This is a genomic window from Enterobacter sp. ECC_219_Taxon_10 (assembly GCF_058354905.1).
On the sequence record NZ_CM178005.1, the window covers coordinates 2,029,432 to 2,042,429 of the forward strand.

The 12,998-nt window shown below is 58.0% G+C and carries 13 protein-coding genes; 8 read left to right on the forward strand and 5 right to left on the reverse strand.

The window, feature by feature from the left end:
• Positions 1-3 precede the first annotated feature (3 nt).
• The 8 genes from pheT (at position 4) to selO (ending at position 8,168) form a co-directional block, all read left to right on the forward strand.
• Positions 4-2,391 (forward strand): phenylalanine--tRNA ligase subunit beta, encoded by a 2,388-nt coding sequence (gene pheT / locus AC4ICF_RS09715; RefSeq protein WP_316378943.1) that lies wholly within the window; start codon positions 4-6, stop codon positions 2,389-2,391.
• A gap of 4 nt (positions 2,392-2,395) precedes the next feature.
• Complete coding sequence (gene ihfA, locus AC4ICF_RS09720; protein ID WP_003857805.1) at positions 2,396-2,695, forward strand: integration host factor subunit alpha; 300 nt, start codon at positions 2,396-2,398, stop codon at positions 2,693-2,695.
• A gap of 102 nt (positions 2,696-2,797) precedes the next feature.
• On the forward strand, positions 2,798-3,778 hold the full coding sequence (gene btuC, locus AC4ICF_RS09725; RefSeq protein WP_116340506.1) for a vitamin B12 ABC transporter permease BtuC: 981 nt from the start codon (positions 2,798-2,800) through the stop codon (positions 3,776-3,778).
• Between the two features lie 32 nt (positions 3,779-3,810).
• The gene (locus tag AC4ICF_RS09730) at positions 3,811-4,362 is read left to right on the forward strand and encodes a glutathione peroxidase (protein ID WP_166710835.1); all 552 of its coding nucleotides are present in this window, start codon (positions 3,811-3,813) and stop codon (positions 4,360-4,362) included.
• The gene (gene btuD / locus AC4ICF_RS09735; protein WP_316378944.1) at positions 4,362-5,117 is read left to right on the forward strand and encodes a vitamin B12 ABC transporter ATP-binding protein BtuD; all 756 of its coding nucleotides are present in this window, start codon (positions 4,362-4,364) and stop codon (positions 5,115-5,117) included. Before AC4ICF_RS09730 ends, btuD begins: the two co-directional genes overlap by 1 nt.
• A gap of 74 nt (positions 5,118-5,191) precedes the next feature.
• On the forward strand, positions 5,192-5,656 hold the full coding sequence (locus AC4ICF_RS09740; protein ID WP_061098488.1) for an NlpC/P60 family protein: 465 nt from the start codon (positions 5,192-5,194) through the stop codon (positions 5,654-5,656).
• Positions 5,657-5,947: 291 nt separating this feature from the next.
• The gene (locus AC4ICF_RS09745) at positions 5,948-6,664 is read left to right on the forward strand and encodes an EAL domain-containing protein (protein ID WP_116340500.1); all 717 of its coding nucleotides are present in this window, start codon (positions 5,948-5,950) and stop codon (positions 6,662-6,664) included.
• Between the two features lie 61 nt (positions 6,665-6,725).
• On the forward strand, positions 6,726-8,168 hold the full coding sequence (gene selO, locus AC4ICF_RS09750) for a protein adenylyltransferase SelO (RefSeq protein ID WP_316378945.1): 1,443 nt from the start codon (positions 6,726-6,728) through the stop codon (positions 8,166-8,168).
• Between the two features lie 43 nt (positions 8,169-8,211).
• Here selO and AC4ICF_RS09755 read toward each other — a convergent pair whose 3' ends face one another.
• Genes AC4ICF_RS09755 through AC4ICF_RS09775 form a run of 5 tightly spaced genes read right to left on the reverse strand, consistent with a single transcriptional unit; the run spans position 8,212 to position 12,986 of the window.
• On the reverse strand, positions 8,212-8,982 hold the full coding sequence (locus AC4ICF_RS09755) for a 3-hydroxybutyrate dehydrogenase (protein ID WP_302218790.1): 771 nt from the start codon (positions 8,980-8,982) through the stop codon (positions 8,212-8,214).
• A 10-nt stretch (positions 8,983-8,992) separates the two neighbouring features.
• Positions 8,993-10,384 carry a GntP family permease gene (locus AC4ICF_RS09760; protein WP_316378946.1) on the reverse strand — a complete coding sequence of 464 codons (1,392 nt, stop codon included), beginning with the start codon at positions 10,382-10,384 and terminating at the stop codon, positions 8,993-8,995.
• A gap of 44 nt (positions 10,385-10,428) precedes the next feature.
• Positions 10,429-11,610, reverse strand: a complete 1,182-nt coding sequence (locus AC4ICF_RS09765; protein WP_316378947.1) for an acetyl-CoA C-acetyltransferase — start codon at positions 11,608-11,610, stop codon at positions 10,429-10,431.
• 9 nt (positions 11,611-11,619) lie between these two features.
• Positions 11,620-12,276 (reverse strand): CoA transferase subunit B, encoded by a 657-nt coding sequence (locus AC4ICF_RS09770; protein ID WP_316378948.1) that lies wholly within the window; start codon positions 12,274-12,276, stop codon positions 11,620-11,622.
• A 2-nt stretch (positions 12,277-12,278) separates the two neighbouring features.
• Positions 12,279-12,986 (reverse strand): CoA transferase subunit A, encoded by a 708-nt coding sequence (locus tag AC4ICF_RS09775; protein WP_116340487.1) that lies wholly within the window; start codon positions 12,984-12,986, stop codon positions 12,279-12,281.
• Positions 12,987-12,998: the final 12 nt, after the last annotated feature.

Consider the following 12,998-nt stretch of genomic DNA (forward strand, 5'->3'; position numbering starts at 1 on the left):
ACAATGAAATTCAGTGAACTGTGGTTACGCGAGTGGGTGAACACCACGCTGGACAGCGAAGCGCTTTCCAACCAGATCACCATGGCGGGCCTGGAAGTTGACGGCGTTGAGCCGGTTTCCGGTGCCTTCAACGGTGTGGTCGTCGGCGAAGTGGTAGAGTGCGGCCAGCACCCTAACGCTGACAAACTGCGCGTGACAAAAGTGAACGTGGGCGGTGACCGTCTGCTGGATATCGTCTGCGGTGCGCCAAACTGCCGTCAGGGCCTGAAGGTGGCCGTGGCGACCGTCGGTGCCGTGCTGCCGGGTGATTTCAAAATCAAAGCCGCCAAGCTGCGCGGCGAGCCGTCTGAAGGCATGCTGTGCTCTTTCTCCGAGCTGGGTATTTCCGACGATCACAACGGCATCATTGAGCTGCCGCTGGATGCACCAATTGGCACCGATATCCGCGAATACCTGAAGCTTGATGACAACACTATCGAAATCAGCGTCACGCCAAACCGTGCCGACTGCTTAGGCATTATCGGCGTGGCGCGCGACGTGGCCGTACTGAACCAGACCGAACTCAACGCGCCGGACATTGCGCCGGTTGAAGCGACCATCAGTGACGTGCTGCCGATTCTGGTTGACGCTGCTGACGCATGCCCGCGCTACCTCGGCCGCGTGGTGAAAGGCATCAACGTTAAAGCGCCAACCCCGCTGTGGATGAAAGAGAAGCTGCGCCGCTGCGGTATCCGCTCAATCGACGCCGTGGTTGACGTCACTAACTACGTTCTGCTGGAGCTGGGCCAGCCGATGCACGCGTTCGATAAAGATCGCATTGAAGGCGGCATCGTTGTGCGCATGGCGAAAGAGGGCGAAACCCTGGTGCTGCTGGACGGCACTGAAGCCAAACTGAATGCCGACACCCTGGTGATTGCTGACCACAGCAAAGCGCTGGCAATGGGCGGTATCTTCGGGGGCGAGCATTCTGGCGTGAACGATGAGACGCAAAATGTCCTGCTGGAATGCGCGTTCTTCAGTCCGCTCTCCATCACCGGTCGCGCACGCCGTCACGGCCTGCACACCGATGCCTCTCACCGCTACGAGCGCGGCGTTGACCCGGCGCTGCAGTACAAAGCGATGGAACGTGCGACCCGCCTGCTGATCGACATCTGTGGCGGTGAAGCGGGGCCGGTTATTGACGTCACCAACGAAGCGACGCTGCCTAAGCGTGCGACCATCACCCTGCGCCGCAGCAAGCTGGATCGCCTGATTGGCCATCACGTTGCCGATGCGCAGGTGACCGACATCCTGAAGCGTCTGGGCTGTGAAGTGACCGAAGGCCAGGACGAGTGGAAAGCCGTTGCGCCATCATGGCGTTTCGACATGGAAATTGAAGAAGATCTGGTCGAAGAAGTGGCCCGCGTTTACGGCTACAACAACATCCCTGACGAGCCTGTCCAGGCGGGTCTGGTAATGGGTACCCACCGTGAAGCTGACCTGTCCCTGAAGCGTGTGAAAACCATGCTGAATGACAAAGGCTACCAGGAAGTGATCACCTACAGCTTCGTTGATCCTAAGCTGCAGCAGCTGATCCACCCGGGTCAGGAAGCGCTGATCCTGCCAAGCCCAATATCCAGCGAAATGTCCGCGATGCGTCTGTCCCTGTGGACGGGCCTGCTGGGGACTATCGTTTACAACCAGAACCGCCAGCAGAACCGCGTGCGCATTTTCGAAAGCGGTTTACGCTTTGTGCCGGATAATCAGGCAAATTTAGGCATCCGTCAGGATCTCATGCTGGCTGGCGCCATCAGCGGTAACCGCTACGAAGAGCACTGGGACCTGGCAAAAGGCACGGTTGATTTCTACGATATGAAGGGTGATCTGGAAGCGATTCTGGATCTGACCGGTAAATTATCTGAAATTGAATTCCGCGCGGAAGCGATTCCTGCGCTCCATCCGGGCCAGAGCGCTGCGATTTATTTAGACGGCAAACGCGTTGGTTTCATTGGGGTTGTTCATCCTGAGCTGGAGCGTAAGCTGGACCTGAACGGCCGTACCATCGTGTTCGAGCTGGAGTGGAACCCGGTTGCAGACCGCGTTATTCCTCAGGCGCAGGACGTCTCTCGCTTCCCGGCGAACCGCCGTGATATCGCGGTTGTGGTCGCTGAAAACGTGCCCGCAGCAGATATTTTGGCCGAATGTAAGAAAGTTGGCGTAAATCAGGTAGTTGGCGTAAACTTATTTGACGTGTACCGCGGCAAGGGCGTAGCAGAAGGTTTCAAGAGCCTCGCTATTAGCCTTATCCTTCAGGATACCAGCCGTACACTCGAAGAAGAGGAGATTGCCGCTACCGTCGCCAAATGTGTAGAGGCATTAAAAGAGCGATTCCAGGCATCATTGAGGGATTGAACCTATGGCGCTTACAAAAGCTGAAATGTCAGAATATCTGTTTGATAAGCTTGGGCTTAGCAAACGGGATGCCAAAGAGCTGGTAGAGCTGTTTTTCGAAGAGATCCGTCGTGCTCTGGAAAATGGTGAGCAGGTAAAACTCTCCGGTTTTGGCAATTTTGATTTGCGAGACAAAAACCAACGTCCGGGCCGTAACCCGAAGACGGGGGAAGATATTCCCATTACAGCCCGCCGCGTGGTGACCTTCAGACCCGGCCAGAAGTTAAAGAGCCGCGTCGAAAACGCAACGCCTAAAGCAGAGTAATATGAACTAACCAAAAAGGCCGCCCACGCGGCCTTTTTTCTTTGCGCTCTTCGGCAAAGCCGCCGTAAAATCAATTACATCACTCGCTAACAAACCGTACACATGCTTGATTATGCTCATCGTCAGCACCGTTCCGATCGGCGTCGCCTGCTTCTGCTGGTGCTGCTGCTTATTCTCGCCGCGGGTATCAGCCTCTGCGCAGGCGACAGCTGGATCGGGCCTGAAAGCTGGATGGGGCCTGACGGGCAGCTCTTCGTCTGGCAGATTCGTCTGCCGCGCACCGTCGCGGTGATCCTGGTCGGCGCCGCGCTGGCGCTGTCTGGCACCATAATGCAGGCGCTGTTCGAAAACCCGCTGGCGGAGCCCGGCCTGCTCGGCGTGTCGAATGGTGCAGGCGTCGGGCTGATTGCGGCGGTAATGTTGGGCGGGGGAGAGCTGTCCGGCTGGAGTATTAGCCTGAGCGCCATTCTCGGCGCACTGCTGATCACCGTTATTCTTCTTCGCTTCGCCAGACGGCACCTGTCGACCAGCCGGCTGCTGCTTGCCGGCGTCGCGCTGGGGATCATCTGTAGCGCGCTGATGACCTGGGCGGTCTACTTCTCGACGTCCTTTGACCTGCGTCAGCTGATGTACTGGATGATGGGCGGCTTTGGCGGCGTTGACTGGCAGCAGGGCTGGCTAATGGCGCTGCTGGTGCCTGTCATCGCGTGGGCTGCTCTGCAGGCCCAGCCGTTGAACCGGCTCGCGCTGGGAGAAATCTCTGCTCGCCAGCTCGGCATGCCGATTGGTTTCTGGCGTAACGTACTGGTCATTGCCATTGGCTGGCTGGTGGGCGTGAGCGTGGCCCTGGCGGGGGCGATTGGCTTTATCGGGCTGGTCATTCCGCACATGTTGCGTCTGTGCGGTTTCACGGATCATCGAACCTTGCTTCCGGCCTCGGCGGTTGCCGGGGCCGCCACGCTGCTGGTGGCCGACATCATCGCCCGGCTTGCCCTGACGGCCGCAGAGCTGCCGATTGGTGTGGTGACCGCTACGCTGGGCGCGCCAGTCTTTATCTGGCTACTATTAAAAGCCGGACGTTAAAAACTACCCGTAAGACAACCTGAGGGAATGCTATGCAGTCAGATATCCTGAATACCGAAGTGACCACCATTGATGGGGATAACACCACGCTGGAAGGCTACAAAGGCAAGGTGTTGCTCATCGTCAACGTGGCATCGAAATGCGGCCTGACGCCGCAGTACGAGCAGCTGGAGAATATTCAGAAGGCCTGGGAGAAAGACGGTTTTACCGTGCTGGGCTTCCCGTGCAACCAGTTCCTGGGCCAGGAGCCGGGCAGCGAAGAAGAGATCAAAACCTTCTGCAGCACTACCTATGGCGTGACGTTCCCGATGTTCAGCAAAATTGACGTCAACGGTGAAAACCGCCATCCGCTGTATGCGAAGCTGATTGCTGCCGCGCCGAAGGCCGTTGCGCCGGAAGAAAGCGGTTTTTACGAGCGTATGGCCAGCAAAGGCCGCGCGCCGCTCTATCCGGACGACATTCTGTGGAACTTCGAAAAATTCCTGATTGGTCGTGACGGCCAGGTCGTTCAGCGTTTTTCGCCGGATATGACGCCTGAGGATCCGATCGTCATGGAATCTATCAAGCTGGCGCTGGCGAAATAATGCCACTCCTGATGCAGCTCACGGACGTCGCCGAGAAGGGGCGTCTGGAGCCGATAACCTGCGGCATCGATTCGGGCGAAATCCTGCATCTCGTCGGGCCAAACGGAGCGGGTAAAAGTACGCTGCTGGCACGGATGGCGGGGCTGACCACCGGCCCTGGGCAGATTACGCTGCTGGAACATGCCCTGGCCGACTGGTCACCCGCCTCGCTGGCCCACCGGCGCAGCTACCTGGTGCAGCAGCAGGTACCGCCTTTTGCGATGCCGGTCTGGCATTATCTGATGCTGCATCTGCACGACAAACAGCATACGGCACTGCTGGAGGAAGTGGCTGCGGCGTTAGGGCTGGAAGATAAATTGTCCCGGCATGCCAGCCAGCTTTCCGGTGGTGAATGGCAGCGGGTGCGTCTGGCGGCGGTCATTCTGCAGATCCATCCCGCGGGCAATCCTCACGGGAGGCTGCTGCTGCTGGATGAACCGATGAGCGGTCTGGATGTCGCCCAGCAGGCGGCGCTGGATAGCCTGTTAAGCACTCTGAGCAGGAAAGGTATCGCCGTAGTGATGAGCAGCCACGATCTTAACCATACGCTGCGTCACGCCCATCGGGTATGGCTCCTGTCGCGCGGCAGAATGATTGCCAGCGGCACGCGGGACCGGGTCCTTACGCCGCCAAATCTCGCCCGCGCCTACAGCATGTCGTTCCGCAGGCTGGATATAGAGGGACATAAGATGCTGATTTCTACCAGGCAGGAGTAACCGTTTCTTGCCTGTGAACACAATTGCACGCTAAATTACCGAAAGAACAATAAAAGCAGAGGATTCGTCTGAAAATGCGATTCTGGTTTCTCCTCGTGGCGGCACTCTTTCTTGCGGGATGCAGCAGCCATCGTGCACCGCCGCCTAACCCACGGCTATCAGATTCTATCACCGTCATTGCCAGCCTTAACGATCAGCTGAGCAACTGGCGCGGTACGCCTTATCGCTACGGCGGCATGAGCCGCGGCGGGGTGGACTGCTCAGGCTTTGTCCTGATGACGTTTCGTGACAAGTTTGATCTACAGCTTCCGCGAGACACGCGCAAACAGGCGGAAATAGGAACAGAAATTGATAAAGACGATCTCCTGCCCGGGGACCTGGTTTTTTTCAAAACCGGCTCGGGAGAAAGCGGTTTGCATGTTGGCATATATGATACAGACAACCAGTTTATTCATGCCTCTACCAGCCGCGGCGTGATGCGCTCTTCTCTCGATAACGTGTACTGGCGTAAAAATTTCTGGCAGGCGCGACGTATTTAGTCTGCCCGAACACGTTTTTTATGTCGGCATGGTAACTATTAAACCATGCCGTTTTTCTCAAATAAGCTGATTAAAGTTAAATTTACCTAAATTAGCAACATCCTTATGTGTCTGTTTTATCTAAAACTGGCTATTACTCTGTAACCAGGATAAGATTATTTTAGATTCAGGGATAAATCTGAAAATTAATACGGAACTAATGAAATTAAACTTATTAAAATCAAGACAGTGGAATTGTGTCAGCAATTGCTCCAGGATGTCCTCTCTCATCTTTAATGCGGGGCGAGTGCAATGATTATTACGCTAGATAATGCTTACCAGTCTGAACTGATGCTTCTGCCTGCCCGTAATAGTGCAGGCGAGCTAAAAGGTTTAGAAATACTGGTTAACTTTACTGGCGTCGGCACCGATGTGAGGATCCCTACCGAGCTCGTTATCCCCCGGCTTTCAGCGGCAGAAGAGTTAGCGCTGTTTAACGAAAAACTGCAATTGCTTGATACCTGTAAACTGTTTTTTATTCAGCATCAGTTAATTGCATGGATCAATATTACACCAGCAATTGTTGAGTTTTTATTAAGTAATGGGAATGCTGTTTCAATTCTTGAGCGTTATCCGTTTCTTGAGTTTACTGTTAATGAGAACTATCCAGGTTTAAATAACGGAAAGGACGATCTGCAGCTGGCAAGAATGGCGATCCATTTTCCGCTGGTCCTGGCAAACTTTGGTGCCGGTGCTGCATCGCTCAAGGCCGTCTATGATGGATTATTTAAACGGGTTATTCTTGATAAAGGATTCATCCAGCAGCGTGCTTCGGAGCTTTCTTTCGAGCCTTTTATGCGCGCGATCCTCTGGCAAATAACGCCGCACTGCCAGTCGGTGATCGTCTCCGGCATTGACGACCACGCTCTGCTGCAGCGCGTCCTGTCCTTTAATTTTGGTGCCATGCAGGGCGCGCTCTGGCCAGCCGTCTCGCCGGAGCACGTCACAACGCTCGTTCAGCAGCGATAACCCTGCCTTTCGCCCGTGTTTAAGTCCGGGTAAACCCTCTACACTAAAAGCAGGAGGACTTATGACCCTGTCTTTTACCGCTCACTGGCATGACGAGTTGCCTGGCTTTTACACCGCACTCAAACCAACACCGTTACATAATTCACGTCTTATCTGGCATAACGATCGGCTGGCCGATGAGCTGGCCATTCCGCCTGATATGTTTCAGTGTTCAGACAGCGCTGGCGTCTGGGGAGGAGATACGCTTCTCCCCGGTATGCAGCCTCTGGCTCAGGTCTATAGCGGACACCAGTTTGGTGTCTGGGCGGGGCAGCTGGGCGACGGCAGGGGGATCCTGCTCGGCGAACAACGCCTTCCCAACGGAGAGACGGTTGACTGGCATCTCAAAGGCGCAGGTCTTACCCCATATTCACGAATGGGCGACGGGCGGGCTGTATTGCGGTCTACAATACGCGAAAGCCTGGCATCCGAAGCGATGCACGCGCTGGGTATTCCCACTACCCGCGCGCTGTCGATCGTCACCAGCGACACGCCGGTGACGCGCGAAACGGTGGAAAAGGGGGCGATGCTGATGCGCATTGCGCAAAGCCATCTGCGCTTTGGTCATTTTGAGCACTTTTACTATCGCCGCGAGCCGGACAAGGTTCGCCAGCTCGCGGACTTCGCCATTCGCCACCACTGGGCGCATCTGCAGGATGAGGCGGATAAATACGTTCTCTGGTTCCGGGACGTGGTTGCCCGTACCGCCATGATGATTGCGCGCTGGCAAACGGTAGGCTTTGCTCACGGGGTCATGAACACGGACAACATGTCGATCCTCGGCCTGACCTTTGATTACGGTCCGTTTGGTTTCCTTGATGATTATCAGCCGGGGTATATCTGCAACCATTCCGACTATCAGGGGCGTTACAGCTTTGACAATCAGCCCGCGGTTGGGCTGTGGAACCTCCAGCGGCTTGCACAAACCTTATCGCCGTTTATCGACGTCGATGCCCTGAACGATGCGCTCGACAGCTATCAGGACCTTTTGCTGCGGGAATACGGCACGCTGATGCGTAACAAGCTGGGGCTGATGACCCAGGAGAAGGGTGATAACGACATCCTTAACGGACTGTTTGCCCTGATGGCGCGTGAAGGGAGCGATTACACCCGCACCTTCCGCATGCTGGGCCAGACGGAGCAGCACAGCGCCGCCTCGCCGCTGCGCGACGAGTTTATTGACCGGCAGGCGTTTGACGACTGGTTTACACAGTACCGCACGCGGCTGCAGCAGGAGCAGGTAGACGATGTTACACGTCAGGTACAGATGAACGCAGCGAATCCGGCAATGGTATTGCGCAACTGGCTGGCGCAGCGGGCGATTGAGCAGGCAGAGCAGGGCGAGTATGACGAGCTACACCGTCTGCATCTGGCGTTGCGCACGCCGTTTGCCGACCGGGATGATGATTACGTCAGCCGCCCGCCCGACTGGGGCAAGCGGCTGGAAGTCAGCTGCTCAAGTTAAGGATTTTGGCCGGGCGGCGGGGTCGCCTTACCCGGCCTGTTCATCACTGAGCAACCCAGCCGCCATCCATATTCCACGCGGCGCCGCGAACGTTCACGGCGCCCTCGCTGCACAAAAACAGCGCCAGTTCACCCAACTGCTCCGGGGTAACAAACTCCCCTGAAGGCTGTTTCTCTGCAAGGAGCTGTTCGCGAGCCTGCTCCGGCGGCACGCCATCCGCGATGCGCTTATCAATTTGCTGTTGTACCAGCGGCGTCAGTACCCAGCCGGGGCAGATGGTATTGGCGGTAATACCCGTGCGGGCGGTTTCCAGCGCCAGCGATTTGGTAAAGCCCACTACGCCATGCTTGGCCGCAACGTAGGCCGATTTCTCTTTCGACGCGACCAGCCCGTGAACGGAGGCAATATTGATAATGCGCCCCCAGTTTTTCTCGCGCATGGCCGGCAGCGCCAGCCGGCTGGTGTGAAACACTGCAGAGAGGTTTATGGCGATAATGTCGTTCCACTTCTCCACCGGAAAGGCGTCAACCGGGGCCACGTGCTGGATCCCGGCGTTGTTCACAAGAATATCCACCCCGCCAAACTGCGATTCGGTGTAGCGCATCATGGCCTCAATCTGCAGCGCGTCACGCAGGTCCGCATCGTGATAGCCAGGCTTTTTACCCAGTTGCGCAATTTCTTCCCGTGCCGATGCGCTGTCGCCAAAACCGTTGAGGATCAGCTGCGCGCCCGCCTTCGCCAGTACGCGGGCGATCCCAAGCCCAATGCCGCTGGTCGAGCCGGTCACCAGGGCGGTTTTACCGTTCAGATTCATTTTTCTCTCCTTACACAATGCCGGTCAGATAGAACACGGCAATGACAAAAAGCACTGCCAGACTTTTAATGATGGTGATTGCGAAAATGCCGCCGTAGGCCTGGCGATGGCTCAGGCCGGTGATAGCCAGCAGGGTAATCACCGCGCCGTTATGGGGCAGCGTATCCATCCCGCCGCTCGCCATCGAGGCCACGCGGTGCAGCACCTCAAGCGGAATATTGGCCGCATGGGCGGCAGCAACAAAGGTATCGGCCATCGCCGCAAGGGCGATGCTCATTCCGCCGGACGCCGAGCCGGTGATCCCCGCGAGAACGGTCACGCTGATGGCTTCATTCAACAGCGGATTCGGGATAGTCGCCAGCGCTTTGGATAACACCAGGAACCCGGGCAGGGCGGCGATAACCGCGCCGAAACCGTATTCGGAGGCGGTATTCATCGCCGCCAGAATGGCACCGCTCACCGCGGTCCGACTGCCTTCAGCCAGACGCCCACGGATATTGCGAAAGCCAAAAATCAGCACCAGCACGATACCGGAGATCAGCGCCGCTTCCACGGCCCAGATGGCGGTGATCTTGCCCACCTCGGTGACAATCGGTTTCGCCAGACCTGGCAGAGTAAGCTCGTGGGTCGTGCCGTACCAGCCGGGGATCCAGCGGGTAAACAGCAGGTTCAATATGCCCACCAGCAGCAGCGGGGAGATAGCAATCAGCGGATGCGGGAGGTTAATGTTATCTGGCGTTTCGGGCTCATTTTTCAGATCCGTGCCGTAACCTTCATTGTTTTTCAGCGCTTTACGACGCTGGCGCTCCAGCCAGAGCAGGCCAAAGACGATAATAAACAGTGAGCCGATAAGCCCCAGCCACGGCGCGGCCCAGGCGTTCGTACCAAAGAAGCTGGTGGGGATGATATTCTGGATCTGCGGCGTGCCGGGCAGAGCGTCCATGGTAAACGAGAACGCCCCCAGCGCCACGGTGGCCGGGATCAGCCGCTTGGGGATGCCGCTCTGGCGGAACAGCTCCGCGGCGAACGGGTAAACCGCAAACGCCACCACGAACAGCGACACGCCGCCGTAGGTTAACAACGCGCACACCAGGACGATCACCGGAATAGCGTGGCGACGACCGAGGATCTGGATCGCGGCGGCGACGATGGAGCGTGAGAAACCGGAAAGCTCAATCAGCTTGCCAAAAACGGCCCCCAGCAGGAACACCGGGAAGTAGAGCTTAACAAAGCCGACCATCTTTTCCATAAACAGGCCGGTAAACGTCGGGCCGACGGCTCCCGGATCGGTCAGCAGCACGGCACCGAGCGCCGCAATCGGCGCAAACAAAATAACGCTGTATCCGCGATAGGCCGCCAGCATCAGCAGCGCCAGCGCCGCCAGGGCAATTAACACGCTCATTACGACTCCTCACTTTAATTATTATTCGGGTACCAACGAGAGGCTTAACGCTCGACGGTCAGGGCGATGCCTTGCCCGCCGCCTACGCACAGGGTGACAAGCCCTTTTTTGACGTCACGGCGCTGCATTTCGTACAGCAGCGTCACAAGAATGCGGCAGCCGGAGGCGCCAATCGGATGGCCCAGGGGGATAGCGCCGCCGTTAACGTTCACCCTGCGTTCATCCCAGCCGAGCTGCTTGCCCACCGCCAGCGCCTGGGCGGCAAAGGCTTCGTTAGCTTCAATGAGGTCCACCTCGTCGAGCGTCCAGCCCGCCCGCGCCAGTGCCGTCCGGCAGGCGCTGACCGGGCCGATACCCATTACCGACGGATCAACGCCCGTCACGGCGTAACTTACGATGCGGCCAAAAACAGGCAATCCGCTCTCCCGCGCCTTTTCCTCGCTCATCAGCAGCACCGCGGCAGCACCGTCGTTGAGTGTGGAGGCATTCCCCGCCGTGACGGTGCCTTCCTCGTGTAAAAATGCGGGGCGCAGCTGGGCCAGCTTCTCAGCGGTGGTGCCTGGCCGGGGCTGTTCGTCATGGCTGACGATAAGCGGCGGTTTTTTACCCTGTTTCACCGTCACCGGCGCTATCTCGTCGTCAAAGCGACCCGCTTCGATGGCGGAGGCCGTTTTTTGCTGCGACCAGGCGGCGAAGGCGTCCTGCTGCTCGCGGGAAATGTCATACTCACGGGCGACGTTTTCAGCGGTGAGCCCCATGTGGTAATCGTTGAAGGCGTCCCACAGGCCGTCGGTAATCATGCTGTCCTTAAGGCCCGCATGCCCGAAACGCAGCCCGGCACGTGCGCCGTCCAGCAGATACGGGGCGTTGCTCATGCTCTCCTGACCGCCGGCGATAGCCACCTCCGCGTCGCCGCAGCGGATCGCCTGGGCGGCGAGCTGCACCGCTTTTAAGCCTGCGCCGCACACCAGGTTGACGGTGGTCGCCGGCGTGCTGACGGGCAATCCGGCGCTGATGGCCGTCTGGCGGGCGGGGTTTTGCCCGCATCCGGCCGTCAGCACCTGTCCGAAAATCAGTTCGTCTATGTGCTCTGTGCTGAGACCGCTGTTCTCAAGCAGGTGCCGTACCGTGACGGCCCCAAGCTCAACCGCAGAAAGGGACGAGAGCGATCCGCGAAAACTGCCTATGGGGGTTCGCGTTGCCCCGACAATCATGACCTTTTTCATGCTGCCCCCTCAGTTGAAGCGCATCTCGCGCACGTCATCCGCCACAATGATTTTCCCTGCCGTTTTACGCACGATCTCGTCAATACTGACGCCCGGGGCGTATTCCCGCAGAATGAACGCGCCGTCCTCGATTTCCAGCAGCGCAATATCGGTCAGGACCTGACGGATGCAGCCCGCGCCCGTGAGCGGCAGCGTGCAGCGCGGCAGCAGCTTTGACTCACCGCTTTTTGAGGCGTGGGTCATCACCACGATGATGTTCTGTGCCCCGGCGACAAGATCCATCGCGCCGCCCATGCCCTTCACCATCTTTCCGGGGATCATCCACGAGGCGATGTTGCCCTCCACGTCCACTTCAAACGCGCCCAGCACGGTCAGGTCGACATGGCCGCCGCGGATCATGGCAAACGACTGGGCCGAGTCGAAAATGGCCGCGCCGGTCCGCGCGGTCACGGTCTGTTTACCGGCGTTGATCATGTCGGCGTCAAGGCTCTGCTCATCAGGAAACGCGCCCATCCCCAGCAGCCCGTTTTCCGACTGGAGCATCACATCCATCCCGTCCGGAATGTAGTTCGCCACCAGGGTAGGGATGCCGATCCCCAGGTTGACGTAGTAACCGTCGCGCAGCTCGCGGGCGACGCGCATGGCCATCTGTTCACGGGTTAACATCGTCACACTCCTTCCGCGCGCAGCGTGCGCTGCTCAATGCGTTTTTCAAACTGGCCGACAATCAGCCTGTCGACGTAAATTCCCGGGGTGTGAATGGCCGAGGGGGGCAGCTCACCCGGCGGAACAATCTCTTCCACCTCCACCACCGTGATCCGGCCTGCCGTTGCCATCAGCGGATTGAAGTTTTGCGCGGTATGGCGATAGATAACGTTGCCGTACCAGTCCGCTTTCCAGCCCTTAATGAGCGCGAAATCACCGGTAATAGCCTCTTCAAGGATGTAGTGCTTCCCCGCAAACTGGCGCACGTCTTTACCGACAGCCACGGGCGTGCCGTAGCCGGTGGCCGTGTAAAATGCCGGAATGCCCGCGCCGCCCGCGCGCACCTTTTCCGCCAGCGTGCCCTGCGGCGTGAGTTCAATCTCCAGCTCGCCGCTCAGCACCTGCCGCTCGAACAGCGCGTTTTCGCCGACGTAAGAGGCCACCACTTTGCGCACCTGCCGCGTTTCGAGCAGTATCCCGAGACCGAAACCGTCCACGCCGCAGTTGTTTGACACCACGGTCAGATCTTTCACCTGACGGCGTCTGACCTCTGCAATAAGGTTCTCCGGAATGCCGCACAGACCGAAGCCGCCTGCCAGCAAGGTCATTCCGTCCGTCAGCCCATCCAGCGCCTGCGCATAGCTGCCGACGCGCTTATCCAGTCCTGCCATAGTCATCCCTCC

Excerpts from the sequence above, each read along its gene's own strand:
- pheT (WP_316378943.1), top strand. The coding sequence starts at position 4 with ATGAAATTCAGTGAACTGTGGTTACGCGAGTGGGTGAACACCACGCTG.
- ihfA (WP_003857805.1), top strand. The coding sequence starts at position 2,396 with ATGGCGCTTACAAAAGCTGAAATGTCAGAATATCTGTTTGATAAGCTT.
- btuC (WP_116340506.1), top strand. The coding sequence starts at position 2,798 with ATGCTTGATTATGCTCATCGTCAGCACCGTTCCGATCGGCGTCGCCTG.
- AC4ICF_RS09730 (WP_166710835.1), top strand. The coding sequence starts at position 3,811 with ATGCAGTCAGATATCCTGAATACCGAAGTGACCACCATTGATGGGGAT.
- btuD (WP_316378944.1), top strand. The coding sequence starts at position 4,362 with ATGCCACTCCTGATGCAGCTCACGGACGTCGCCGAGAAGGGGCGTCTG.
- AC4ICF_RS09740 (WP_061098488.1), top strand. The coding sequence starts at position 5,192 with ATGCGATTCTGGTTTCTCCTCGTGGCGGCACTCTTTCTTGCGGGATGC.
- AC4ICF_RS09745 (WP_116340500.1), top strand. The coding sequence starts at position 5,948 with ATGATTATTACGCTAGATAATGCTTACCAGTCTGAACTGATGCTTCTG.
- selO (WP_316378945.1), top strand. The coding sequence starts at position 6,726 with ATGACCCTGTCTTTTACCGCTCACTGGCATGACGAGTTGCCTGGCTTT.
- AC4ICF_RS09755 (WP_302218790.1), bottom strand. The coding sequence starts at position 8,982 with ATGAATCTGAACGGTAAAACCGCCCTGGTGACCGGCTCGACCAGCGGC.
- AC4ICF_RS09760 (WP_316378946.1), bottom strand. The coding sequence starts at position 10,384 with ATGAGCGTGTTAATTGCCCTGGCGGCGCTGGCGCTGCTGATGCTGGCG.
- AC4ICF_RS09765 (WP_316378947.1), bottom strand. The coding sequence starts at position 11,610 with ATGAAAAAGGTCATGATTGTCGGGGCAACGCGAACCCCCATAGGCAGT.
- AC4ICF_RS09770 (WP_316378948.1), bottom strand. The coding sequence starts at position 12,276 with ATGTTAACCCGTGAACAGATGGCCATGCGCGTCGCCCGCGAGCTGCGC.
- AC4ICF_RS09775 (WP_116340487.1), bottom strand. The coding sequence starts at position 12,986 with ATGGCAGGACTGGATAAGCGCGTCGGCAGCTATGCGCAGGCGCTGGAT.